At 70.8% G+C, this 23,894-nt stretch carries 21 protein-coding genes; 11 read left to right on the top strand and 10 right to left on the bottom strand.

The window, feature by feature from the left end:
* Positions 1–58: 58 nt before the first annotated feature.
* Positions 59–604: a DoxX family protein gene (locus tag ACIBTX_RS05490; RefSeq protein WP_357131407.1), complete on the top strand. Its 546-nt coding sequence runs from the start codon at positions 59–61 to the stop codon at positions 602–604.
* A 215-nt stretch (positions 605–819) separates the two neighbouring features.
* Positions 820–2,265, top strand: coding sequence for a glycosyltransferase 87 family protein (locus ACIBTX_RS05485; protein ID WP_357131404.1), 1,446 nt, complete (start codon positions 820–822; stop codon positions 2,263–2,265).
* Between the two features lie 43 nt (positions 2,266–2,308).
* Here ACIBTX_RS05485 and ACIBTX_RS05480 read toward each other — a convergent pair whose 3' ends face one another.
* The 5 genes from ACIBTX_RS05480 to ACIBTX_RS05460 form a co-directional block, all read right to left on the bottom strand.
* The gene (locus ACIBTX_RS05480) at positions 2,309–2,737 is read right to left on the bottom strand and encodes a molybdenum cofactor biosynthesis protein MoaE (RefSeq protein WP_355048616.1); all 429 of its coding nucleotides are present in this window, start codon (positions 2,735–2,737) and stop codon (positions 2,309–2,311) included.
* Positions 2,734–3,990, bottom strand: coding sequence for a molybdopterin molybdotransferase MoeA (locus ACIBTX_RS05475; RefSeq protein ID WP_396832076.1), 1,257 nt, complete (start codon positions 3,988–3,990; stop codon positions 2,734–2,736). Before ACIBTX_RS05475 ends, ACIBTX_RS05480 begins: the two co-directional genes overlap by 4 nt.
* A gap of 116 nt (positions 3,991–4,106) precedes the next feature.
* Positions 4,107–4,577: a MogA/MoaB family molybdenum cofactor biosynthesis protein gene (locus ACIBTX_RS05470; RefSeq protein WP_357131399.1), complete on the bottom strand. Its 471-nt coding sequence runs from the start codon at positions 4,575–4,577 to the stop codon at positions 4,107–4,109.
* Positions 4,574–5,065, bottom strand: a complete 492-nt coding sequence (gene moaC, locus ACIBTX_RS05465) for a cyclic pyranopterin monophosphate synthase MoaC (protein WP_357131396.1) — start codon at positions 5,063–5,065, stop codon at positions 4,574–4,576. The genes ACIBTX_RS05470 and moaC overlap by 4 nt, the downstream gene beginning before the upstream one ends.
* Positions 5,066–5,330: 265 nt before the next feature.
* Positions 5,331–8,420 carry an AfsR/SARP family transcriptional regulator gene (locus tag ACIBTX_RS05460; protein ID WP_396832075.1) on the bottom strand — a complete coding sequence of 1,030 codons (3,090 nt, stop codon included), beginning with the start codon at positions 8,418–8,420 and terminating at the stop codon, positions 5,331–5,333.
* 529 nt (positions 8,421–8,949) lie between these two features.
* Here ACIBTX_RS05460 and ACIBTX_RS05455 point away from each other — a divergent pair.
* The 6 genes from ACIBTX_RS05455 to ACIBTX_RS05430 all read left to right on the top strand — a co-directional run bounded on the left by ACIBTX_RS05455 (position 8,950) and on the right by ACIBTX_RS05430 (position 14,946).
* A complete protein-coding gene (locus ACIBTX_RS05455) occupies positions 8,950–11,472 on the top strand; it encodes an EAL domain-containing protein (protein WP_357131393.1) in 2,523 nt (840 codons plus the stop codon).
* A gap of 77 nt (positions 11,473–11,549) precedes the next feature.
* Entirely contained in the window at positions 11,550–12,872 is a 1,323-nt protein-coding gene (locus tag ACIBTX_RS05450; protein WP_357392265.1) for a glycosyltransferase 87 family protein, read from the top strand.
* A gap of 41 nt (positions 12,873–12,913) precedes the next feature.
* Complete coding sequence (locus ACIBTX_RS05445; RefSeq protein WP_357131387.1) at positions 12,914–13,546, top strand: phosphoribosyltransferase family protein; 633 nt, start codon at positions 12,914–12,916, stop codon at positions 13,544–13,546.
* 22 nt (positions 13,547–13,568) lie between these two features.
* Positions 13,569–13,958 carry a zf-TFIIB domain-containing protein gene (locus ACIBTX_RS05440; protein WP_357131384.1) on the top strand — a complete coding sequence of 130 codons (390 nt, stop codon included), beginning with the start codon at positions 13,569–13,571 and terminating at the stop codon, positions 13,956–13,958.
* A 96-nt stretch (positions 13,959–14,054) separates the two neighbouring features.
* A complete protein-coding gene (locus tag ACIBTX_RS05435; RefSeq protein ID WP_396832074.1) occupies positions 14,055–14,732 on the top strand; it encodes a maleylpyruvate isomerase N-terminal domain-containing protein in 678 nt (225 codons plus the stop codon).
* Positions 14,733–14,751: 19 nt separating this feature from the next.
* On the top strand, positions 14,752–14,946 hold the full coding sequence (locus ACIBTX_RS05430; RefSeq protein ID WP_357392260.1) for a helix-hairpin-helix domain-containing protein: 195 nt from the start codon (positions 14,752–14,754) through the stop codon (positions 14,944–14,946).
* A gap of 78 nt (positions 14,947–15,024) precedes the next feature.
* Here ACIBTX_RS05430 and dnaB read toward each other — a convergent pair whose 3' ends face one another.
* On the bottom strand, positions 15,025–16,428 hold the full coding sequence (gene dnaB, locus ACIBTX_RS05425; protein WP_357131374.1) for a replicative DNA helicase: 1,404 nt from the start codon (positions 16,426–16,428) through the stop codon (positions 15,025–15,027).
* A 396-nt stretch (positions 16,429–16,824) separates the two neighbouring features.
* On the opposite strand from dnaB, the gene ACIBTX_RS05420 reads away from it, so the two are divergent.
* A complete protein-coding gene (locus ACIBTX_RS05420) occupies positions 16,825–18,423 on the top strand; it encodes a hypothetical protein (RefSeq protein ID WP_357171766.1) in 1,599 nt (532 codons plus the stop codon).
* Between the two features lie 87 nt (positions 18,424–18,510).
* Here ACIBTX_RS05420 and rplI read toward each other — a convergent pair whose 3' ends face one another.
* From rplI to rpsF, 4 genes are all read right to left on the bottom strand, one after another.
* Positions 18,511–18,957: a 50S ribosomal protein L9 gene (gene rplI, locus ACIBTX_RS05415; protein WP_007453817.1), complete on the bottom strand. Its 447-nt coding sequence runs from the start codon at positions 18,955–18,957 to the stop codon at positions 18,511–18,513.
* 14 nt (positions 18,958–18,971) lie between these two features.
* Positions 18,972–19,211: a 30S ribosomal protein S18 gene (gene rpsR, locus ACIBTX_RS05410; protein WP_007073789.1), complete on the bottom strand. Its 240-nt coding sequence runs from the start codon at positions 19,209–19,211 to the stop codon at positions 18,972–18,974.
* A 41-nt stretch (positions 19,212–19,252) separates the two neighbouring features.
* The gene (locus ACIBTX_RS05405) at positions 19,253–19,789 is read right to left on the bottom strand and encodes a single-stranded DNA-binding protein (protein ID WP_357131366.1); all 537 of its coding nucleotides are present in this window, start codon (positions 19,787–19,789) and stop codon (positions 19,253–19,255) included.
* Between the two features lie 90 nt (positions 19,790–19,879).
* The gene (rpsF, locus tag ACIBTX_RS05400) at positions 19,880–20,170 is read right to left on the bottom strand and encodes a 30S ribosomal protein S6 (RefSeq protein ID WP_007453836.1); all 291 of its coding nucleotides are present in this window, start codon (positions 20,168–20,170) and stop codon (positions 19,880–19,882) included.
* 631 nt (positions 20,171–20,801) lie between these two features.
* Here rpsF and ACIBTX_RS05395 point away from each other — a divergent pair.
* Positions 20,802–21,593, top strand: coding sequence for a deoxyribonuclease IV (locus ACIBTX_RS05395; RefSeq protein WP_357131363.1), 792 nt, complete (start codon positions 20,802–20,804; stop codon positions 21,591–21,593).
* Entirely contained in the window at positions 21,590–23,767 is a 2,178-nt protein-coding gene (locus ACIBTX_RS05390; protein ID WP_396832073.1) for a hypothetical protein, read from the top strand. The genes ACIBTX_RS05395 and ACIBTX_RS05390 overlap by 4 nt, the downstream gene beginning before the upstream one ends.
* Positions 23,768–23,894 lie beyond the last annotated feature (127 nt).

Raw genomic sequence — 23,894 nt, 5'->3', positions numbered from 1 at the left:
CGATCCGGATCCGCCGGTTGACCGGGTAGTAAACGCCGCGAGGGGGTATGACTGATCCATGACGCCCGTACGCTCCCTCGCCCGCGCCATGCTGAGCGGCATCTTCGTGATCCAGGGATACCGCAACCTCCGCAACCCGCACCGCCTGGCGGAGACCGCCAAGCCGGTGACCGACAAGGTCGCGCCGTTGCTGCAGAAGGCGCACCCGAAGTTCCCCACCGACACCGAGTCGTTGATCCGGCTCAACGCGGCGACGCAGGTCGGGGCGGGGCTGATGTTGGCCACCGGGCGGTTCAGCCGGCCCGCCGCGCTGGTCCTCGCCGGCACCCTGGTGCCCGTGACCATCGCCGGGCATCCGTTCTGGAAGAACGACGACCCGATCGCCAAGAACAACAACCAGATCCACACCCTCAAGAACCTCGGGCTCCTCGGCGGTCTCCTCCTCGCGGCCGTCGACACCGAGGGCAAGCCCGGCGTGCGCTGGCGTACGGGTCACCGCATCGGCCACTCTCGACGTTCCATGCAGCGGGCGGTGCGCACCGCCCGTCGCGAGGCGCGGATCGCCGTCCGGTCGGCGGCCACCGCGCGTCGACTCCCAGGCTGACCTGCCTCGATGCCTCTCGTTGTCACCCCCACCCCCCGCTAAGGCCGCGAATTACCTGAACCACCCGGTAGGCGTTAACGCGGTGGAAATGTCAAAAACATGTGTGGGATCGGACACGGTCGCATAACGCGGGAGGCATTGACGTGAGGCGCCGTTCTAGGCTCCGTGCAGGACCTGGACGGGTAGGACGACCTTGGTACGGGGGTGGCCACGCCATGCCGACGACTGTCGGTAGACGGGCGGACCGCCTCGCCCCAGTTCAGCGCATGACCCGGGGGATCGATCGCAGGAATGTCGTGCGGGGCGCCGTCGTGGTCGCCGTCGCCTACGCCGCGTGGCTCGCCATCGGCGAGTTCGGGCGGCCGTACAACTTCTTCGATATGAAGATCTACCATGGCGCGGTGGTGTGGTGGGCGAGCGGTCACGAGCTCTACGAGTTCATCGCGCCCGGCACCACGCTCGGTTTCACCTACCCGCCGTTCGCCGGACTCGTCATGTTGCCGATGGCACAGTTGCCGATCGGCGCGGCCGGGATGGTCAACGCGCTCGCCAGCATCGCCGCGCTGGCCCTGGTGCTGGCCGGGCTGCTGCGCCCCATCGTGGACCGGTTGGCGTGGCCACTGTGGTTCACCGTGGCCCTGGCCGTCCCGCTGGCCGTCGCCATCGAGCCCAGCCGCGAGACCCTGGGCTACGGCCAGGTCAACCTCCTGCTCTTCGCCCTGATCATGGCGGACCTCATCGGGCTGCGGTGGCGCTCCCGCCGGGGCACCCACTACGCCGCGACCGACGGTCCGCTGCTGCGCTTCGTCTACGGTGGCGCCTGGGCGGGCGCCGGCATCGGCCTGGCCACCGCCGTCAAGCTCACCCCGGCGCTGTTCATCGCCTATCTGCTGATCACTCGGCAGTGGCGGGTGGCGGCCACCGCGATCGGCACGGCGATCGGCGTGACCATCGGTACCTTCGCGATCGTCGGCGACGAATCACGTACCTACTTCGGCAGCGTGCTCTGGCAGACCGAGCGCGTCGGCGCGGCCGACATGACGCCGAACCAGTCGCTCGCCGGCCTGCTGGCCCGCCTGTACGACTCGATCGAGACACCCGGCCTGCTCTGGCTCGCCTTCTCGGTGCTGATCCTGGCGCTGGGCCTGTCCCGGGCGGCCAGTTCACGCGCCGAGGGCGACGAGCTGACCGCGTTCACGCTTGTCGGACTGACCGCCAACGTGATCAGCCCGATCTCCTGGACGCACCACCTCGTCTGGGTGATCCCGGCGATCATCGTGCTGGCCGACGCCGCCGTACGCCGCCGCGAGGCCAGCCGGGGTCTCCCGCAGCGCACCGGCCAGGGGCCGGCGTTCGGTGGCCTGAGCGGCCTGAACGCCCTTCGCCCGCCGATCTGGTATCCCACGCTGACCGGGCTCCGGCACGGCGTCGCCGCTGTCGGGCTCTACCTGCTGTTCCTCATCTCCCCCATCTGGCCGTACGAGCACCAGTTGCCGGAGGTGTCGCACTACCAGGACGGCCTGTTCGGGGCGCTGATGGAGAACTCGCTGGCTCTCGCCCTGATCGTGCTGGTCGCGGCCCTGCCCTGGCGGCCCGGCGCTGAGCCGGCCTTCTACGGGGAACGACTCGCCCGAGCAGTGGTGGTGAACGGCCGCCGCTAGGGTCTGTTTCAGAAGAACTGGCCGGCCTAGGGCTGTGGCCCGGTCAGGGGCAGTTGACCCACTCCTCGGTGCCGTCGGCGAAGACCTGCCGCTTCCAGATGGGCAAGCGGGCCTTGGCCTCGTCGACCAGTCGGGCACACGCGGTGAAGGCGGCGGCGCGGTGCGCCGTGCTCACCGCGGCGACCAGCGCCACGTCACCGATGGCCAACGGGCCGACCCGGTGCGAGACCGCCACCGCGTAGACGTCGGGGTCGGCCGCGATCTCGGCGGCGACCTCGCGCAGCACCTGCGCGGCGCTCGGGTGTCCCTCGTAGTCCAGGCTCACCACCGCACGCCCGTGGTCGTGGTCGCGGACGACGCCCTGGAAGGAGACGACCGCGCCGGCCCGACGGTCGGCGACCGCCGCCTCGTGGGCGGCGAGGTCCAGGGGCCGGTCGGTGACCTCGACGACGGTGATCGCCGGCGCGGTCACGACGCCCGCTCCCCGGGCAGCAACGGCAGCGGCACGATCGGCACCCGGTCACCCTGCGCACCGCTGGTGCCCGGTCGGATGACAGCGAACCCGTCGGCGCCCGCGAGGCCGCGCAGCATCGCCGAACCGACGTGCCGCACCGGGTACGCCGTGCCGGCGGCCCGGTCCAGCCGAACCAGCGCCAGGTGGGTGTGGTCACCGCGCCCGGGCACCGCCTCGGCCAACGTGGCGTGCGGCAACACCGGCATCGAGCGACCCGCGAGGCCGGCGAGCAGCGGCGCGACCAGTGACACCAGCGCGACGATGGCGGACTGCGGATTGCCCGGCAGGCCGGCGACGAACCGGACCCGCCCGTCCGGATCGGCCAGCCGGGCCAACAACATCGGGAAGCCCGGCCGGACCGCCACCGTGTTGACCACGTAGTCGGCGCCCAGCGCCTCCAGGGTGGGGTGCAGATGGTCCACCGGACCGTGCATCGTGCCGCCGGTGGTGCAAACCAGGTCGGCGGTGGTCAGCGCCGTACGCAGCGCCGCCACGTGCGCGGGCAGCGTGTCCGCCACCGGCCCCACCACGTCCGAGGGGCGGACGTGGCACCCGTACCGCCGCAGCCACGCCGGCACCGCTGGGCCCAGCGCGTCCCGCACCCGACCCGCCGCGGGCGGACCCGCCGTCAGCAACTCGTCGCCGAAGACCAGCAGCGCGGCGCGCGGCGCGCGCCGGACCCGCAGCGTGTCGTGGCCGCAGGAGGCGGCCAGGCCGATTACCGCCGGGTCGACCGGCGTGCCGACGGGCAGGAGCTCCTCATCGGCGTACGCCTCCTCGCCCGGCTGCCGCCACTCCGGCGTGCGCCGGGGCGTTCCGCTGACCAGACCGTCGGCGACGGTTGACTCCTCGACGCGCAGCACGGCGCTGGCGCCCTCCGGGACCATCGCTCCGGTCGCGATCTCGACGGTGGTGCCGTCGTCGGTGAGCGGCCCGGGAGTGTTGCCGGCCAGTACCCGGCCGACGATCCGCCACGGCCCGTCGCCCCGGACGGCCCAGCCGTCCACGCTGGAGGTCGGAAACGCGGGTAGGTCGGTGCGGGTGGTCAGGGGCTCGGCCAGGGTCAGTCCGTCGGTGTCGACCAGCGGCCGGGCGACGGCGGGCAGCGCGGCGGCCAGGCCTACCGCGTACACCCGGGACCGCGCCTCCTCCCACCCGGCCGGCGGGGGCGCGGCGACCTGGGCCACCGTTGGTGTGGTTTCCGTTCGCACCGACCGAGCCTATCGGCACGGACGGACAGCCGGCGCGCTCTGACGACGCGAGACGGGTTGCGGGCCGTTCGGTGATCGCTGCGGCGCGGCTGGCTGGGCAGGTTTCGCGCGTGCGGTCAGTGGTCGCCGCCGCGCAGTTGGTCGACGGTGTGGCTGAGGATCGGCCCCAGCACGGCGAGGCCGTCACGGGCGCCGCCCGTCGAACCGGGCAGGTTGACCACCAGCATCCGGCCGGCCACCCCGGCCAGCCCTCGGGACAGCACCGAGGTGGGCACTCGCTCCCGACTGTGCGACCGGATCGCCTCGGCGATGCCGGGGATCTCGTAGTCCAGCAGGGCCCGGGTCACGTCCGGCGTCCGGTCGGACGGCGTGACGCCGGTGCCACCGCTGGTCAACACCACGTCGACACCGTCGCTGACGGCCTCCCGCAGGGCGTCGCCGACGGGCTCACCGTCGGGCACCACCACCGGATCGTCCACCTGACAGCCCAACTCACGCAGGCCCGCGACGAGCAGCGGACCGCTGGTGTCGGCGTAGACGCCGGCCGCCGCCCGGTTGGACGCCACGATCACCCGGGCCCGGATCACGGCCGGTCCTCCGGCCGCACCCACTCGCCGGTCTTGCCGCCCTCCTTGCGCAGCACCCGGACCGCCTCCACCGAGGCCGCCGGGTCGACCGCCTTGACCATGTCGACAAGCGCGAGGCCGGCGACCGCGACGGCGGTGAGCGCCTCCATCTCGACTCCCGTCCGATCCGCCGTGCGGGCGGTGGCGGTGATCTCCACGGTGTCGGTCGTCAGCCGCAGGTCGACGGTGACGCCGTGCAGGGCGATCGGGTGGCAGAGCGGGATCAGCTCCGGGGTGCGTTTGGCCCCCATGATTCCGGCGAGCCGGCCCACCGCCAGCGCGTCGCCCTTGGGCAACCCGTCCCGGTGTAGCAGGTCGACGACCTCTTCGGTGGTGCGCAGACGGCCCGCCGCGACGGCCAGCCGCCCGGTCACCGCCTTGCCGGAGACATCGACCATGCGGGCCGCGCCGGCACGGTCGACGTGGCTGAGCTGCGCGGGTTCGGTCACGGCGCTGAGCCTATCGGGGCGGTACGACGCTCGGACGCTCAGAAGGGGTGACGGCACAGCGGCTCGCCGGGTGCGACGGCGCCTCCACTGGATCGTCACCCCTTCCTGGCCCGACCCGTCACCGGAGTCGCTGGGGGGTGACCCGGTGACGGGCGTGTCTCGACGACCTGGTTCTGCCCAGGGGCAGAACCTCCCCCGTTCGTCGATACGTGGGAGAAGCTACCGAGCCCGGCGATAAGAAATCGATAAGCGACGTGTGGGCAGGTCAGCGACCTGTCTCGTCGTCCAGCCCGGCGAGGCGACGCTCCACGTCGAGGCGTTCCGGCACACCCATCCGGCGGAAGATGGCGAGCGCCCGTTCCCAGTGCCGCCGGGCCTCGGCCGGATCGATGCTGGCGAAGTGTTCGCCCAGCCCGGCCAGCGCCCGTCCCTGCTCGTGCGGGTGGGCGATCCGGGTCGCCAACCGCAGCGCCTCACGGTGCGTCTCGGCTGCCTCGCGGTCCCGCCCACGTGCCCGCAACGTGCTGCCCAGTTCGTTCAACGCCGCCGCCTCGACGTGCCGTTCGCTCGAACCGACCGCCAGGCTGCGGGCCAACTCGTGCTCGTGTTGCGCCTCCGCCAAACGACCCAGACCGCGATAGGCGACACCGAGGTCCAGGCGTACCTCCGCTTCTCCGTAGCGGTGGCCGGTACGGTCGCGAAGCGCCAGCGAAGCCCTGAGGATCCTGATCGCCTGGGGGAGGTCCCCCTTACGCGCGCGTACCGCCCCGATATGGCTGAGGGCGTTGAGCACGTGGAACTCGCTCGAAGTCGTCCGGGCCCAGGCCAGATGACGGCGATGCATCCACAGCGCCTCTTCGTAACGACCCAGTGACATCAGGGCGAGACCGACATTCGCTAACGCCATCGGTGCCCCGACATTGCCGTAGTCCCGGTAGTCACGCAGACGTTCCTTACCGAGCGCCACAGCTTCGCTGAGATGACCGCTCCAGTAATAGACGGGGGCAAGATTGGCCTGGTAGCGAGCCGTACCCAGCCTGTCCCGCGATTCCTTGGAAAGCTCGACCGCGCGGGTCAGATGTTCGAGCGCCCTCCGATTGTCGCCGGTCTTGACGTAAGCGGATGCAAGGTAATTGTGCATCAGCGCCGTCGGCTCGGTGTCGCCCGTCGCCTCGGCCGCAGCCAGCCCATGCTGGTGCGTCGTGACGATGTCCTCGAAGTACCCGCGGATGTAGCAGAATCGCCACAGGGCGCGGGCCAGTCGCCAAGCGTGTTGATGAAAGCCCGACTCATGGGCTGACACCACCATCGTCACCAACTCCGCCCGTTCCGCCTCCAACCACTCGGCACTCGGCTCGCCGAGGGTCTCGAGCAGTTCGGGTCGGTCGAAGGCAAGATGTTCTACCTGGCTTTTGATGACGACCGGCTCGATGGTCTCGGCGATCCGCAGTGCCGCCTCCAGGGCGAAGCCGAACAGTTGGGCCATGGCCGACCTGCGGTCCTGCGGGGAATCGAGGCGAATGCACAGCTCGACCGAGTACTGACGCATCAGGTCGTGTAAGCCGTACTGCCCCGACTTCAGGTCCTGGGCGAGGTGTCGGTCCGTGAGGTCGTCGAGAGCGGCATGAGCTTGTGCCACCGTCAGTCCGGTAAGCGCCGCGACCGTCGTTGAGCTGAAGCGATTACCGGGATACAGGCCCAGAAATCGAAAGACCCGCTTCGTCGACTCGGGAAGAGGTTCGTACGAGGTGGCGAACGCACCGGTGACGGTGGTGTTCTCTCCGCCCAGATGAGGAAGAACCGACGTGGCGGTGGCCATCTGTGCCGCGAGATCCGCCAACCGCCAACCGGGCCGGTGAGCCAGTCGGGCTCCCGCCAGGCGAATCGCCAGCGGAAGGTGGCCGCACCGCCGGACCACCTCGACGGCCGCTGCCGGCTCGGCGTCGATCCGTTCCCGCCCCACGCTCAGCGCCAACAGGTCGACGCCCTCTTCGGGCGACATGACCGGCAGGGACTGAGACGTTCCGAGATCAGGATGGGTGAGACGTCGTCGTGACGTGACCAGGACGACGGCGGTCGGCTCGATCGGCAGGAGGGGAAGGATCTGGTCGCTGCTGGCGGCATTGTCCAAAATGATCACCGACCTGCGGAGGGCCAGCTCGCGTCGCCAGAGTTCCGTCCTGTCGTCCAGGTCAACCGGTATCCGCTCGGACGGCACTCCGAGCTGGCGAAGCAGGACGACCAGGGCCGACGCCGGTCCCACCAGTTCCTTCTCGCCATGCCCGCGCAGGTCGACGTACAAGCGGGCGTTCGGGTACCGGTCGCTCAGTCGACGGGCCAGGTGCACGGCGAGGGTCGTCTTGCCGCTGCCGGCCATCCCGTCGATGAGGTGCACGGCCGGGACGCGGTCCTCGACACGCCGCGTCTCCGCCAGTAATCGTGCCACCGCGGCCTCGCGACCGACGAAGTCGGTGACCGAACGGGGCAGATGATCCACCGTGGCGACCACGCGTCTTGGCGGGGCCGTCGGGTGTCCCGCCGGCCCCGGGGCGGACGTCACCAGTCGTCCCACCCGGGCTTCGCGGTCGGCGACGACGACGGATGCCAACTTCGGCGTCTCGGCGACGATCAGGCCGCGGAGGTCTTCGAGGTTGTTTCCCGGGCTCACGCCCAACTCCGTGACCAGTTGCCGACGAATCTCGTCGTACACGACAAGCGCCTCGGCGCTGTCACCGCGTTCGTGCAGGGCCCGCATGAGCAGGAGGTACGTCGGTTCCCGGAGCGGATGGCGAGCAGCCACCTCCCGCAACGACGGAATCGCGAGATCGTCCCGCCCGGACCGCAGGTGCACCTCGGCGAGGAGTTCCACCGCCAGTAGCCGCTCCTCCTCGACCGCTACGGTTCGAGCCGTCAGGACGGGGCCGAGCGGTAGGCCGGCGAGCATGGAGCCCTGCCACCGGGCCAACGCACGGCCCAGTAGTTCTGACGCCCGCGCCAGGTCGCCGGCGCCCAGAGCGTTCCGGCCCGCGTAGAGCTCCTTCTGGAAGCGGAAGACATCGATCACATCCGGTCGCACGGTGAGTCGATAGCCGTTCCCCTGCCGTACGAGAGTCGCGTCCGCGAGCGCCAACGTCTCGAACTCCCGGCGAAGATTTGCCGCGTAGGTCCGCACATTCGCTACGGCGGATCGCGGAGGGCGCTCCACCCACAGCTCGTCTATGAGATCGGTCAGCGTCACCAACTGGCCCGGTTGAACAGCGAGCATCGCGAAGACTACCCGTTGTTTCGGTGTGCCCAGGTGCAACTTGTGGTCAGCAAGCAGCACCTCCACGTCACCGAGCAGGTTGATCTTCAACCGTTCCCCCGAATTCACATCCATCGGTGTTTAGCTGATCACACTGGGAAAGGCTATCGGCGTCCACAATTCGGAACAGCCCCTCGACCAGACCCCCCAAACCCACACCGACCAGGCAAGAAAGACCAGATTCTGCCCGACCGGATTGAGCCTGAACCCGAACTGACGGATAGGCCGTCCGCACACCGTCGCCAGACTAGGGAGGAGGTGGCAACGCCGATAGCCTCTCAGCAGGGCGCAAGCTGCGAACCGCCAGTGCAGTACGACCGCGCTCCGCTCAGGCGGCATGGACAGACCGTCACAAAGCTCGCCAGCTTGGCTAATGTTGCGTATACCGACATTTATTGCTACTAAAACCGCGTAGCTCCTCTTAGGCTCCCCGTCACGAGAACGGTTCCGGAATACGGAAACGGCCGGACGAGTGGAGGGGGCATGCAATGCGCGGCAGCGACTGGTACTGACATCCGGGTGACACTGAGCGGTAAGCTCCCGTCGTCAACAGGTAACTGTCGGCGACGACGGGAGCTTCATGGGCCAGGGGTCACCGCAGAGTCCCAGGACAGATCGGCAGCTTCTGCTGCTCGTCGGTCTCATCGTCGTCATGGCAATCGTCCCCACAGTCGTCGCCGGGGCCGACGTGTCGACCCGTCCGCCCGACTCCGTGGGCGACGGCGCGACGTTCGTGGCGCTGACCTTCATGACTGCGCTCGGCACAATCGTCATGGCGCCTATCCGTATCCGCTCCACCACCCACGCCATCACCTGGGTCGAGACGGCGATCGTGATAGGGCTCGCCGTCGCACCACCCTCCTGGGTGGTCCTGGCAACGGGCGCCGGCGTCGGTGTGGGGTCGGTAATCATGAAGCTGCCAACGATCAAGGCAGCTTTCGCAGTCAGCAAGAACATCCTGGTGGCCGGTGGGGCGGGCGTCGCCACCGTGGCCGTCCACTGGCAGTGGCCGTCCGCCGGCGTGGTCGAACTGGCCTCCCTGCTCGGTGTGATCTACCTGGTAGCGGCGCTGCTCGACGATCTGCTGGCGATCCCGGTGATCGCGCTGGCCACCAGCACGCCCATTTCGCGGCAGTTCCTGAACAACCTTGACCTCCGCATCGCCGGCTTCGGCGTGCGCTTCATCGTCGCCTTCTGCACGCTCCTCATCCTCCGGGAAGATCCCCGACTGCTGCTCGCTGTCCCGCCACTGATGTTGAGCCTGCACCTCGCCTACTCCGCACGTATCCGGGGTCGCACCGAACAGCAGGCGTGGCAGCGACTCGCCCGCACCACCGACGCGCTCAACGTGGTCGACCTGGACAACGTCCTCACCACGGCCGTCACCCAGGCCGCCGAACTGTTCTCCGCCGACGAGGTCGAGATCGAGCTCCGCGACGGTGGTCGCACCGTCCGGGGCGCCACCGGTGGCATCACCTTCGACGGGCCGACCGACACAGCCACCGAGGTGGACGGCACCGTCGTGCCCACTCCGCTGGAGGGCCACGACCGCTCCGTCGACATCGGCGTCCTGCGCCTACGCTTCCGTGGGCCGGTACGGCTGTCCGAGCGGGAGCAGTACACGCTGCGGACCTTCGCCTCGGCGCTCTGCACGGCGGTCCGTAACGCACAGGCGTACGCCGAGCTGGCCCGGGTGGCCGACGAGCACGCGTACGCCGCCGCGCACGACGCCCTCACCGGCCTCGCCAACCGGCGGCAGTTGCTCGATCAGGGCACCGAGCAGCTCAGTGCCCGGCACGCCGACGGGGTGACCGCTCTCGTGCTGATCGACCTCAACCACTTCAAGGAGGTCAACGACACCCTCGGCCACGCTGCCGGCGACCAGGTGCTGGTCCAGGTCGCCGACCGGCTGCGCGGGGCCGCCCAGGCGAGCGACCTGGTGGCCCGCCTCGGCGGCGACGAGTTCGCCGTACTCCTGCGCGGGCTGCCGGCGCCGGCGGTGGCCGCGCACCGGGCCGACACGCTGCTGGCTGCCCTGCACGAGCCGTTCGAGCTGGACGGGATGCGGATCAGCGTCGAGGCCAGCGGCGGGATCTCCGTGGCCCCGGCCAGCGGTGGCATGGCCGAGCTGCTGCGCCGCGCGGACGTGGCGATGTACCAGGCGAAGCGGGCCGGACAGCGGATCTCCACGTACGCGCCGACCCGGGACACCGCCGACCTGAACCGCCTCACCCTCGGCGGTGACCTGCCCCGCGCGGTCGCCGACCACGAGTTCATCGTCAACTTCCAACCCATCGTCGACCTGGGCACCGGCGAGGTGACCAGCGCCGAGGCGCTGGCCCGCTGGCACCACCCCACCCACGGGCTGATCGACCCGCTGCGCTTCCTGGAGGCGGTGGAACGCTCGGGAATGCTGCCAGCCTTCGCCGAGGCCATCCTCGACCAGGCACTGATGGCCGCCGCCGACTGGCGTGACGCCGGCTTCGACGTGCCGGTGGCGGTCAACGTCTCGCCGCGCAGCCTGCTCGACGCGCGCTTCCCCGGCTCGGTACTGGCCCGGCTGCGCGCCCACGACCTGCCGCCCGAGCGGCTGGTGCTGGAGCTGACCGAGACGTTGACGCTCAGCCAACTCGACGTGGTCGACCGGGTCCTCAGCCGGCTGCGCGACGAGGGCGTCCGGTTGGCGCTGGACGACTTCGGCACCGGCTACTCCTCCCTCTCGCTGCTCTCCCGGATACCCGTGCACGAGTTGAAGATCGACCGCAGCTTCGTCACGACCATGGAGAGTTCGGCCGAGGCCGCGGCCGTCATCCGCTCCACCCTCGACCTGGGCCGCAGCCTCAACCTTGCGGTGGTCGCCGAAGGCGTGGAGAGCGAACCGCAGCGGCGGGCCCTCTGGGAGCTGGGCTGCTCGGCCGGTCAGGGCCACCTGTTCGCCCGACCGATGCCCGCCGGGACCCTGCTCGCCACGATGCAGCGCGGCTCGGGGGGCCAACCCGGGACGCTGGCGCCGCCGCTGCACGACACCGGCGCGGTGATCCGCCTCAACCAGACCCGCCGCCAGGCCGGTCGCTCCCGCCCGGACCGCCACCTCCCGGCCTGACCGGGCACCTGCGCACCGACCAGGCTGCGGCCGGACGGCCAGCTGGGTGAGCAGCGAGATCTGCCAGACTGGCGGCCGTGACCGCCGACGCCCCGACCGCCCTTCACCAGCGCTGGCGGACGCTCGACACCGCCGCCGGCGGACTCGCCCTCGACCTGGGTCTCTACACCGTGTCGGCCCTGTTCGCGGCGATCACCGCGAGCACGTCGACCCTCCTGCCGCACCGGGCCTGGGGTGCCGTCGCCGCCGTCGGCTACCTGGTCGCGACGATGGCGGTGATCGTCCAACTCGTGCTGCGCCGACGCAGCCCCCGGCTGGCCGGCCTCGCCTCCCGCTGGGTGGTGACGGGTTTCGCCTGGGTGACCACCGCACTGGTACCCGTGCTCTGGCAGAGCATCGAACGGGCCAACGGACGCACCGACCGGGCCCAGGAGGAAGTGCTGGTCGTCGAGCAGGCCGGCATCCGACTGCTCGACCATGCCACGCCGTACCTCGGTCGGGACGCGATCGCCGCCCTGCCGCCCGGTGAGCAACTGCTCGGATACACGCCGTACCAGCCGGGCATGGCGATGTTCGGCCTGCCCCGAGCCCTCGTCGACGTCTGGTGGACCGACGCCCGGGTGTGGTTCGCGCTGGGCACCGCGCTGGCGCTCGCCCTGGCCGTGGTCGCGCTGCGCGCCGCGCAAGCCACCCTCGACGCGAAACAGCGGCGGGACGCCGCCCTGCTGCGGGGAGTGCAGGCCGCCACCGTCCTGCCCGTCTGCGCGCTGACCCTGGCCACCGGCGGCGACGACCTACCCGTACTCGCGCTCTGCCTGCTCGCCCTCGCGCTCGCCGCCGCCGGACGGCCGGGCCGGGCCGGTCTCGCGGTCGGCCTGGCCGGCGCGCTGAAGCTGTTCGCCTGGCCGATCGCCCTGGTCCTGATCGTCTGGGGTCTGACCCGGCGAGCCGGCGCCCGGGTCGCGGCCGGCGCGATCGGGCTACCCGTGCTCGCCCTGCTCCCGGCGTTGCTCGTCGACCGCGGGGCCCTCACCGAAAACGTGCTGCGCTTTCCCCTCGGCCACGGCCTGGTCACCAGCCCGGCGCAGTCTCCGTTCCCCGGCCACCTGATCGCCACCACCCTGCCGGGAGGCCGGCTGATCGCCGCCACCCTCCTGGTCGCGGCCGGCGCGGCCATCGCCGTCCGGCTCGCGCGACGCCCGCCCGGCACCGCCGCGACCGTCGCTTCGATCTGCGGGTACGGGCTACTCGCCGCCATCGCCCTCATGCCCTCCACCCGGTTCGGTTACCTGCTCTACCCGGTGGCGCTGCTCGTCTGGGCACCCGCGGTGCACCGCCCGGAGTCCGCACCCACCACCCCGACGCCCGAGCACCTGCCCGGTCGGGCCACATCGGCGTAACCGGCGGGCGAAACGACGTCGCACGGCGTACACCTGAGGGCATGACCACCTACCGCGACCGCGCCGAGGCGGGCCGGGTGCTCGCCGAACGGCTCACCGCCCTGGTCGGTGACCCGGACGCCGTCGTCCTCGGCCTGGTCCGCGGCGGCGTACCGGTGGCCCAGGTCGTCGCCGAACGGCTCGGCGTCCCCCTCGACGTGCTGGTCGTCCGCAAGCTCGGCATGCCCTGGGCGCGGGAGGTCGCCTTCGGCGCGCTCGGCCCCGGTGGCGTGCAGGTGCTCAACGACGCGATCGCCAGCCGCCTCGGCAGCAGCGACATCGCCGAGGTCAGCCACCGCGAACAGGTCGAGTTGGAGCGCCGCGAGCGGCTCTACCGGGGCGGTCGCCCACCGCTGGACCTCACCGGACGCGTCGCCGTGATCGTCGACGACGGTCTGGCCACCGGCGCGACCGCCCGTGCCGCCGTCGAGGTCGCCCGCCGGCTCGGCGCCCGCCGCGTCGTGGTGGCCGTGCCGGTCGGCGCCCAGGAGGCGTACGAGCTGCTGGCCGCCGAAGCCGACCAGGTCATCTGCGCCCAACGCCCGCCGGAGTTCGGCTCGGTGAGCGTCTACTACGACGACTTCCACGAGGTCTCCGACGACGAAGTCATCGCGGCGCTCACAGCAATCGCTTAGGTCGACCGGGTACCGTCGGGTGATGAGTGACCTCATCTGTCCCAAGTGTCGCGGCGAGATGCGCCAGTACGAGCGCAGCGGCGTCGTCATCGACCAGTGTGGCGAGTGCCGGGGCATCTTCCTCGATCGCGGCGAGCTCGAGAAGCTGTTCGAGGCAGAGGCCAACTGGAGTCGCCAACAGGCCGGGCCGACCGCGCCGGCCCAGCAGCCGGGCGGTTACGCGCCCCCACCGCCGCCGCCCGCCCAGCACCAGCCCGGTTACGGCGCCGTCCCGCCACCGCCGCCCCCGCCGCCCGCGCACGGCTACCCGCCGGCGCCTGCCTATGGCCACCAGCAGCAGCAGCACTACGGCTACCACGGCCACTACCGGCACAAGAAGCGCAAGAGCTTCCTCGACGAGATGTTCGGCTGAGCCCAGCCGAGTCTTCCTGCCCGGGTCGATCCACGTCGACCCGGGCAACGCCGCGAGTGATTGGCTGACCCGGCGGTCCGTGCGAGGCTGCATCGCATGACCGCCACCCGGCACGACGAGGCCCTCGCCGAGGCGTACGACGGCATCACCGCAGTGGTCGACGCCCTCGACAACGCTGACCTGCAACGGGCCACCCGATGCCAGGGCTGGCTCGTCGCCGACCTGCTCCTGCACGTGCTCGGCGACGCCCAGCGGGCACTGGTGGCCCTGGCCAGCCCGGTCGACGGTCCGGCAGACGTGGACGACGTCTCCTACTGGCGGGGCTTCCCGGGCGGCGACGAACAGGCAGCCCGGCACGCCTGGTGGATCCGGCGGTCGGCGTCCGCCTTCGACCGGCCGACGGCCATCGTCCGGCTGTGGCGGGAGACCGCCCCGGCGGCGGTCCACGCCGCCGGGTTCGCGGACCCCGAGGGGTACGTGACCACACAGGGCCACGTGCTGCGCGTACCCGATCTCCTGGCGACCCTGACCACCGAGGCCGTGGTGCACCACCTGGACCTCACGGTGGAGCTGCCGGCCGCGCCGCCGCCCGGACCGCTGGCGGTGCGCGTGGCGGTGTCCACAATGGATGGCCTGTTGAGCGACGACGCCGTACGCCCCGCCGGGTGGGACGACCAGGAGTTCCTGCTGAAGGCGACCGGCCGGCTGCCGCTCACCGACCGGGACCGGCTGGAGTTGGGCGAGGCGGCGGGCTGGTTCCCTCTGCTGGGGTGACGTAATGCACCATGGACACATGGATTCTTCAACCGACCTGCTGCCGAAGATCGGTGCGCCGGCCACCCGCGCCTTGCACAACGCCGGTTACACGACTCTGCGCGAGCTGGCCGGGGTGCCCCGTAAGGAGCTGGCCGCACTGCACGGCATGGGCCCGAAGGCGCTCGACATCCTCCAGGCCGCTCTTGAGAAGCACGACCTCAGCCTGGGGTGATGCCTGTCTCCAGCCGTTGCCTCGGGCGATTCGGCCGGCGGCGGATTGGCGAGCCGTACGGCGCCCCGCGGACGCCGATCATCCGATGGCCATGTCCACGAATCGCGAGAGGTGCAGTTGGGCTGCGACCGTCACCGTGTCGGTCGGGCCATTTCGATGCTTGGCAACGATGAAGTCCGCTTCGCCCGCCCGCGGTGACTCCTTGTCGTAGTAATCGTCGCGATGCAGCAGGATGACAACGTCCGCATCCTGCTCAATTGAACCCGATTCACGCAAATCGGACAACTGCGGACGCTTGTCGGTGCGCTGCTCCGGGCCACGGTTGAGCTGGCTGACCGCGATGACGGGGCACTCGACCTCCTTGGCCAGCAGCTTGAGGCCACGGGAGAGGTCGGCGACCTCCTGCTGGCGGCTTTCGGTGCGTTTGGGCGAGGTCATCAGCTGGAGGTAGTCGACCACGATCATCTTGAGGTCGTGCCGCTGCTTGAGTCGGCGGGCCTTCGCGCGAATCTCCATCAGGTTCATGCTGGGCGTGTCGTCGACGAACAACGGCGCTTCGCTGATCTCACCCATGCAGCGGGCCAGCTTGGTCCAGTCGTCGTCGGAGAGCTGCCCGCTGCGCAGCACGTGCAGCGGCACCCGCGCCTCGGCCGAGAGCAGTCGCATGACGATCTCGACCTTGCTCATTTCCAGCGAGAAGATGGCAGCGGCCTGGTTGGCGCGAATGGCGGCATTTCGGGCAAAGTCCATACTCGCCGTAGATTTGCCCAAACCGGGCCGCCCGGCCACAATGATCAACTGCCCCGCGTGCAGGCCGTTGAGCAGCCGGTCCAGGTCGCTGAAGCCGGTCGGCACGCCCGTCATCACGCCGCCCTGCGCGCCCACCGCCTCGATCTCGTCCAGCGTCGGCTGGAGCATGTCGGCCAGGATCGCGAAGTCCTCGCTGACCCGGCGTTCGGTGACGTCGTAGACGGCCTGCTGGGCGAGATCCACGACGTCGTCGACGTCGCGGCTGCCGCCGCTGGCGGTGCCGTAGCCCAGCTGCACGATCTTGGTGCCGGCCTCGACGAGCCGACGCAGCACGGCACGCTCGCTGACGATGCGGGCGTAGTACGAGGCGTTGGCGGCGGTGGGAACGCTGGCGATGAGGGTGTGCAGATAGGGAGCGCCACCGATGCGGGCCAGGTCGCCCGAGTCGGTCAGGGCGGCGGCCACGGTGATCGGGTCTGCCGGCTCACCCCGACCGTAGATGTCGAGGATGGTGTCGAAGATGGTGGCGTGCACCGGCCGGTAGAAGTCGTTGGTCTTGAGGATCTCGACGACGTCGGCGATGGCGTCCTTGGAGAGCAACATGCCACCGAGGACGCACTGCTCGGCAGCGACGTCCTGGGGTGGAGTCTTGTCGAACTGTCCGTCCCGCTGCACGGGTGGCTGGCCGTTGCCGGACCGGGCCTCCGCCCGCATGTCGTCGGTGACCGACACCGGTCCCCCCTCCACTGCGTCGGATCCGTCCCAGCATTACCGCCCGGGTACGACAGTTCTCCCGACCGAACCGGTCGATCGGGGGCCATCGCGCCGGCGGTCGAGGGCCAACCATACGGACCCCGAGGTCAGCGACTCAACAAGCACGGTGGACGAGCCTCGGGACAACCTGTGGACGCCGGTGGGCGAGCATGTGCGCAGGGTGTGCACAGCCTGTGGACAACCGCTGGGGAATTCTCGGCCGCAGGTCGTTGACCTGGCGATATGCGGTCCCCACCCTGTGGAGGAGAATATTTCGGTCGGTTCTTTTACACGATCTTCCCGTACTATCTCCAGCGAACGGCTACACCTGGACAGCGGATCACGCTTTGGGTTCAGAAGGGTCACACTCCGGCCGTGAGTTACCGGGACTGGGGACGCGGGGAGGGCAGCCCGCGGGAGCGTCCGTCAACCGCCTCGTGGGGTCAGCCCGCGCTGCCCGCTCCGGCCGATCCGTACGACGAGGACGCGCCCTACCGCACCTCCAGTCGGCGGCGTGCGCGGGACCGTGGGCAGGACGAGCCGGTCGACGCCTACCTGCCGCGGTGGGCGCTGGAATCGGGGGTCCAGCGTGCCGACGGTGGTGGACGACACGCCGCGCCCGACGAGGCACAGGACGAGGTGGAGCCGGAGCGTCCGAGCTCCGGCGCCGGTTGGCGCAGCGCCGAGACGACGGGCAGACGCCGGGCTGACGCGAGCGGTCGGCGCGAGCAGCGGGCGATCGGTGCGAGCGGTCGGCGCGAGCAGCCGGCGATCGGGGCGGGTGGTCGGCGCGAGCAGCCAGCGATCGGCGCGGGCCCCGAATCGGACCACACCCGGGAGTGGACGCTCGACCGTCCCCAGGAGCAGGGCTATGCGGGCCGCCGACGCGCCGACTCGGCGGAGGAGGAGCCGGTCTCCGGTGCGGCCGCCGACCGTCGTCCCCGTCGTGCGCCGGCCGGTCGTCCGCAGGTGATCTGGTCCGGTGGGGACCTGGAGGCCGGCCCGGCCGAGGCGACGTCCCGCCCGGAGGTGAGCCGACCGACGCGGCGCAGCCGGCGCGCGGCGGAGGAGTCGTGGACTCGTCCGGCGGTCGATCCCTGGGAACGCGGGTCGGAGCGGCCGGCGGAGCCGGATCCGTCGTACGCGCCCGCGGTGGACCCGTGGGACGCGTCGGGCGTGCACGCGTGGCCGCCGCCCGGCCCGGACACCACGGACCTGAGCGGGCAGTGGTCGCAGGGGGAGAGTGTCGGTGGTTGGGAGCGGTCGGACCGCACCGGCCAGTGGGAGCGGTCTGCGGTCGAGGACGACCAGTGGGACCGGACGCTGCCACCCCGCTCGGATCGACTGACGGAGGGATGGCCGAGCCGGGACAGCGGTTTCTGGCCCGGTACGCGGTTGTCCGGTGACGATCCGCGCTGGATGGACACCACGACGACGTCGGCGCCTCGGTCGCCGGTGGTGGGTTACACCGCCCCGCGACCGCGTAGTGCGCCCGTACCCCCTTCCGGCACCGTGCGTCGGGCGGACCGGTCGCCGGTCGGTACGGCGGCGGTGCGGCGGCGGGTCGAGTCGGTGGCGGCGGGCGGCTGGGCGCGGCGTCTGGAGGATGACCTCCTCGACCCTGATCCCGGTGGGTCGGTCCGGCCGCTGCTGTACACCACCGCCTGCTACGTGGTGCCGGCCGTGCTGATCTTCCTGTGGTTGCTGACGCTGGACGGGCAGGCGCCCGCCGGTTGTGTCACCGACATCTCCGGGGGTGGCTGCGACTCCGCACGGTCCCGTGCGTTGGAGTCGTTGCTCGCCGGTTCCCCGCGTTTCGGGTTGGCGCTGGTGAGCAGCCTGGTGGTGGCTGCGCTGCTGCGGCGGGTCGGCACGACGTGGCGGTCGGCGACGATCGCGCTCGCCGCGGCGGTGGTCGGTGGTGGTCTGTCCACGGTGCTGATCAGCGCGGTGACCGGTCAACCGATCGGCTGAGGCTGGCGAGCCGGATCACTTGTGGCGTATGCGCGAAGGCCCGCACCGATCGCTCGGTGCGGGCCTTCGTCGTGGTCCAGCGGGTCGTCAGCCCTGAACGACGTTCAGGTTGAACGACGCGGTGACCTCGGGGTGCAGCTTGATCTTCACCGGGTAGGTGCCGGTCGACTTGATGTGACCGGGCACCTCCAGCCGACGACGGTCGAGGACCGGACCGCCGGCGCCCTTGACGGCGTCGACGATCTCGGCCGAGGTGACCGAGCCGAAGAGCCGCCCGCCGTCGCCGGCACGGGCCTTCAGGTTGACCTTGAGACCCTCGAGCTGGCCCTTGACCTCGTTGGCGTGGTCGAGGTCGCGGATCTCACGGGCCGAGCGGGCCCGCTTGATGACCGTGACCTGCTTTTCCGCGCCCTTGGTCCAGGCGATCGCGAAGCCCTGCGGCAGCAGGTAGTTACGGCCGAAGCCGTCCTTGACCTCGACGATGTCGCCCGGGGCACCGAGGCCGGACACTTCCTGAGTCAGGATGATCTTCATATCGGTGCCTCCTCTCAGCGGGCCGTTGCGGTGTACGGCAGGAGCGCCATCTCGCGGGCGTTCTTGACCGCGCGGGCGATCTGCCGCTGCTGCTGCGAGGTCACGCCGGTGACCCGCCGAGCGCGGATCTTGCCGCGGTCGGAGATGAACTTGCGCAGCAGCGCCGTGTCCTTGTAATCGATGTAGGTGATCCCGTCCTTGTCGAGCGGGTTCACCTTCTTCTTAGGCTTGCGAAGTGCCGCAGCCTTGGCCATTGACCTTGCTCCTGGTTTGCGATCGCGGGCGCTCGGCGCCATTAGAACGGAGGCTCCTCGTCGAAGTTGCCGCCCGAACCGGCACGCGCGGGAGAGGGTGCGGCCGAAGCCCAGGGGTCGTCGAAGTTGCCTCCGCCGCCACCCTGGCCACCACCACCGCCGCCACCACCGAAGCCGCCGCCACCGCCACCGGAGCGGGACATCTTCTGCACCTTCGCCGTGGCGTAGCGCAGCGACGGGCCGATCTCGTCGACCTCAAGCTCGATGACGGTGCGCTTCTCACCCTCGCGGGTCTCGTATGACCGCTGACGCAGCCGGCCCGAGACGATCACCCGAGCGCCGCGCTGCAGCGACTCGGCGACGTGCTCGGCGGCCTGCCGCCAGACGGTGCAAGCGAGGAACAGCGGCTCGCCGTCCTTCCACTCGCCCGACGCCTTGTCCATGAATCGGGGCGTCGAGGCGATACGGAACTTGGCGACCGCAGCCCCGGAGGGGGTGAACCGCAACTCGGGGTCATCGGTCAGATTGCCGATGACCGTGATGGTGGTGTCTCCTGCCATGACCATCTCCTCGCGCACTCAGCGTCTCGTCGTACAGGCTCTCAGAGCCGTACGACAGAGTCGCGGAGGCTGATCCGGGCGAACCGGGTTGAATGCCGGACAGAATGCTTAGCGCATCTCCGGCCGGATGACCTTGGTGCGCAGCACGGACTCGTTCAGCCGGAGCTGACGGTCCAGCTCAGCCACGGCAGCAGGCGTGGCCTGCAGGTCGACGACGGCGTAGATGCCCTCGGCCTTTTTGTTGATCTCGAACGCGAGGCGCCGGCGGCCCCACACGTCCGTCTTCTCAACCGAGCCACCCGCGGTCCGAATCACGTTCAGGTACGTGTCGAGCGACGGGGCGACGGTGCGCTCCTCGAGGCTGGGGTCGAGGATCACCATGATCTCGTAATGACGCAAGACGTGCTCACCTCCTGTGGGCTAAGCGGCCACGGTCCTTCCGTGGCAGGAGGTCGTGCGTCGCTGCCCGCACGTGCCGGGGGAACCCGGCCGGACGCGGACAACCTGACCAGGATACCCGGTCCGGACGATCATGCCCGGGGTGGTCGGGCCAGTGCCCCGGACATGCCGACGGGGGCCCGCCGCCCGACCGTCACTGGTCGGTGGCGAGCCCCCGTCAACGAGGCCGCGGAGCGTCCCGTCCGCATTCCTTGGGTGGGACCTGGGGAGGAACGACCACACCGATGAGGTTGGACCGGAGACGCCCCGCGGAGCTTTATCGTGTTGTTATCTGACGATACAACGGGTGTCGTCCCGTGTAGGGCGAAAAGGCAGAAATTTCCGAGATTGTGGATCCGGGCCGATCTGGCACTACGACGGGTCTCCCCCCGCGACGCCGGGCCGCGCCGCAGGGGTGACCTCGCTGTCGGGCCGACGAACACCCGCTGGCCGTACCCGGGCACCTCGTCGCGCCCAGCCCCGGGCCCCGCTCGTCGGATCCCATCCCCTCAACGATCGTCCGACGGCCGGAGTGACGACATCGCGCCGACCGTCAGCACACCCGCCGTGGTCCCGACGTAGGCTCGCTGCCATGCGTATCGGAGCCCACGTCGATTCGACCGACCCGCTGGCGGAGGCAGCAGCACGGTCCGCCGACACCGTGCAGTTCTTCCTCTCCGACCCGCAGGGATGGAAGGCACCCAAGCCTCGGGAGGACGCCGAGCGGCTGCGGGCCACCGACGTCGACCTCTACGTGCACGCGCCGTACGTCATCAACGTGGCGACCCTCAACAACCGCATCCGGATCCCCAGTCGCAAGCTGCTGCTCGGGCACGCGACCGCGGCGGCCGAGATCGCCGCCAAGGGCCTGATCGTCCACGGTGGGCACGTCAACGCCGGAGACGACCTGGCGGTCGGCTTCGACAACTGGCGCAAGACCTTCGCGTACGCGGCCGACTCCGGCGGGTTCGGCGTGCCGGTCCTCATCGAGAACACGGCCGGCGGCGACAACGCGTGCGCCCGCCGGCTGGACGCGCTGGCCCGGCTCTGGGACGCGGTCGGCGACTACGAGGTCGGCTTCTGCCTGGACACCTGCCACGCGTACGCCGGAGGTGAGGAGCTCCTCGGCCTCGTCGACCGGGTCAAGGCGATCACCGGCCGGATCGACCTGGTGCACGCCAACAACTCCAAGGGCGCGTTCAACTCGGGGCAGGACCGGCACGACAACCTCGACGGCGGGACGATCGACCCGGAGCTGGTGGTGGCGGTGATCCGCGCCGCCGGGGCGCCGGTGGTCGTCGAGACCCCGGGCGGCGTCGAGGGCCAGGCCGCCGACATCGACTTCCTGCGCCAGCAGCTCCCGACGGAGCGCCCGGCAGCATGACGACCGGCCAGTCCAAGCCGGGGAAGGCTCGGCCCGCGTCCACCGGCGACCAACCCATCCGATCGGCCGCGCCGCCCACCGGTGACACCCCGGCCGCCTCGCCCGGAACCACCACGAACGGCGCGACCCGCGACGACCCGGCGCAGGGGAAGGCTCGCACGAGCGCCAGCACGGCCGCGAGAAGCGCCGCCGACGAGCAGGCCGCGAACACCGCCGGCACGGCCGCGACGGGCACCCCCGGCAGGAACGGTCGCGCCAGGGGCGGCGCGGAGAAGGCCGACAAGGCCACGACCGTCGGTACGACCAGCGACGGCGAGAAGAAGGCCGACGACGCCAGGGACGCCACCGCCAAGGACGACGAGTCGACCGCGAAGGCGACCGACGAGGCCAAGCCGGTCGACCCCGACCGCTGGGAGGCGTTCGCCTCGGCACCGGAGCCCCGGCCCAGCTGGCTCACCCGGGCCGCCCGCCCGGTGGGCCGCTCCCTGGTCCACGAGTGGACCCTGGCGGCCCTCGCCTCGTTGGCGCTGGCCGTGCTGATGACCTGGCCGACGCTGCGCTACCCGCGCTACACCCTGCCGCAGGACACCTGGGACCCGAGCCTCCAGGCGTGGCAGATGGCCTGGTCCGGCCACATCCTGCTGGCCGACCCGGCCCGCCTGTGGCAGTCGAACACGTTCTTCCCGGAGCTGTGGAGCTTCGCGTTCTCCGACACGCTGCTCGGCTACGCCCCGGCCGGGATGCTCGGCAGCGGCCCCGAGGACGCGGTGCTGCGCTACAACATCATGTTCGTGCTGGCGCACGCGCTCGCCACGCTCGGGGCGTACGCCCTGGCCCGGCAGCTCGGGGCCGGCCGGATCGGCGCCGCCGTCGCCGGGGTCGGCTACGCCTACGCGCCGTGGCTGCTCGCCCAGGCCGGGCACCTGCACGTGCTCTCCAACGGTGGCATCCCGCTGGCCCTCGCGATGCTCGCGCGGGGGCACGGCTGGTCGCTGCGCCACGGCTACCGGCCCGAACGACGGCACGACGGCTGGGTGTACGGCGGTTGGCTGGTGGCGGCCTGGCAGATCAGCCTCGGCTTCGGCATCGGCCTGCCGTTCGCGTACTTCCTGGCCGCCGCCGCGCTGGTCGCCGCCGTGCTGTTCGGAGTGAAGTGGCTGCGGTCCGGTCGTACCCTGCCGTTCGGCCGCCGGCTGCTCGTGGCCGACCTGGTCGGCGGGTTGTTCTTCGCCGGGGTGGGGGCGCTGATGGCGTTCCCGTACTTCCAGGTGACCGAGCTGCACCCGTACGCCGAGCGGACCGTCGACGACATCTCCATCTTCTCGCCCCCCGCGTCCGGCTTCGTGACCGCGCCCGCGGAGTCGCGGATCTGGGGTGGGTTGCACGAGGGTGCCCGCGCGGCGCTGCCGTTCCATGCGGAGATGACACTGCTGCCGGGTTTCGTGCTCTACGCGCTGGCGTTCGGCGGGCTGTTCTTCTCGGTCTGGCGGCTGCGACACCGCCTGTTCCTGCTCGGCGGTGTGCTGGTCACGATGGTGTTCGCGATGGGCACCCGCTTCTTCGACGGCACCTTCACCTACGTGCCGCTGTTCGAGCACGCGCCGGGCTGGAACGCGCTGCGTACCCCCGGACGGTTGATGCTCTGGATCACGTTGCTGCTCGCGCTGCTCGCGGCCGGCGCGGTCACCGCCCTCACCGACCGGGTCCGTGAGCTGGCCGCGCAGCGGGTGCCGTCCTGGCCCGGCCCGTGGCTGCGGATCGCCACGCTGTTACCGCTGCTGCTGGTCGCCGTCGAAGGGTTGAACGCCACCCCGCATCCGGTGGTGCCGAGGCAGCCCGCCGCGATGCGCTCGGCGGAGGGTCCGCTGCTCGTGCTCCCCAGCGACCAGGGCATCGACCAGCACGTCATGCTCTGGTCGACGAGTGGGTTCCCGGACGTGGCGAACGGCGGCAGCGGCTTCACGCCCCGGCAGCTCGACGAACTCCGCCGGGCCAGCCAGTCGTTCCCCGACCAGACCAGCGTCAACTACCTGCGGACGTACGGCGTGCGGACGGTGGTGCTGCTACGCGACGAGGTGCCCGGCACGCCATGGGAGATCACCATCGACGCGCCGGTCGAGTCGCTCGGCATCACCCGCCAGGAGGTCGGCGACGCCGTGGTGTATCGGCTCTGATGCGCTCGCCCTGCTGGGGCGGTTTGCGGGGGAGCCCGCCCGGCTCCGGGCGGTCAGGCTTGATCCCTGCGCCGGGCGGGCTCCCCCCGCAAACCTGACGTGGGTTCGGCGCGTCAGGTCCTGGGGA

Origin of the sequence: Micromonospora sp. NPDC049359 (genome assembly GCF_044466585.1) — a bacterium.
Lineage (GTDB): Bacteria > Actinomycetota > Actinomycetes > Mycobacteriales > Micromonosporaceae > Micromonospora.
This window is presented reverse-complemented; position numbering and strand designations above follow the sequence as displayed.

Excerpts from the sequence above, each read along its gene's own strand:
- ACIBTX_RS05435 (WP_396832074.1), top strand. The coding sequence starts at position 14,055 with ATGACCGCCACCCGGCACGACGAGGCCCTCGCCGAGGCGTACGACGGC.
- rpsR (WP_007073789.1), bottom strand. The coding sequence starts at position 19,211 with ATGGCCAAGGCTGCGGCACTTCGCAAGCCTAAGAAGAAGGTGAACCCG.
- ACIBTX_RS05430 (WP_357392260.1), top strand. The coding sequence starts at position 14,752 with ATGGATTCTTCAACCGACCTGCTGCCGAAGATCGGTGCGCCGGCCACC.
- ACIBTX_RS05455 (WP_357131393.1), top strand. The coding sequence starts at position 8,950 with ATGGGCCAGGGGTCACCGCAGAGTCCCAGGACAGATCGGCAGCTTCTG.
- ACIBTX_RS05395 (WP_357131363.1), top strand. The coding sequence starts at position 20,802 with ATGCGTATCGGAGCCCACGTCGATTCGACCGACCCGCTGGCGGAGGCA.
- ACIBTX_RS05445 (WP_357131387.1), top strand. The coding sequence starts at position 12,914 with ATGACCACCTACCGCGACCGCGCCGAGGCGGGCCGGGTGCTCGCCGAA.
- ACIBTX_RS05485 (WP_357131404.1), top strand. The coding sequence starts at position 820 with ATGCCGACGACTGTCGGTAGACGGGCGGACCGCCTCGCCCCAGTTCAG.
- ACIBTX_RS05440 (WP_357131384.1), top strand. The coding sequence starts at position 13,569 with ATGAGTGACCTCATCTGTCCCAAGTGTCGCGGCGAGATGCGCCAGTAC.
- rplI (WP_007453817.1), bottom strand. The coding sequence starts at position 18,957 with ATGAAGATCATCCTGACTCAGGAAGTGTCCGGCCTCGGTGCCCCGGGC.
- ACIBTX_RS05490 (WP_357131407.1), top strand. The coding sequence starts at position 59 with ATGACGCCCGTACGCTCCCTCGCCCGCGCCATGCTGAGCGGCATCTTC.
- ACIBTX_RS05390 (WP_396832073.1), top strand. The coding sequence starts at position 21,590 with ATGACGACCGGCCAGTCCAAGCCGGGGAAGGCTCGGCCCGCGTCCACC.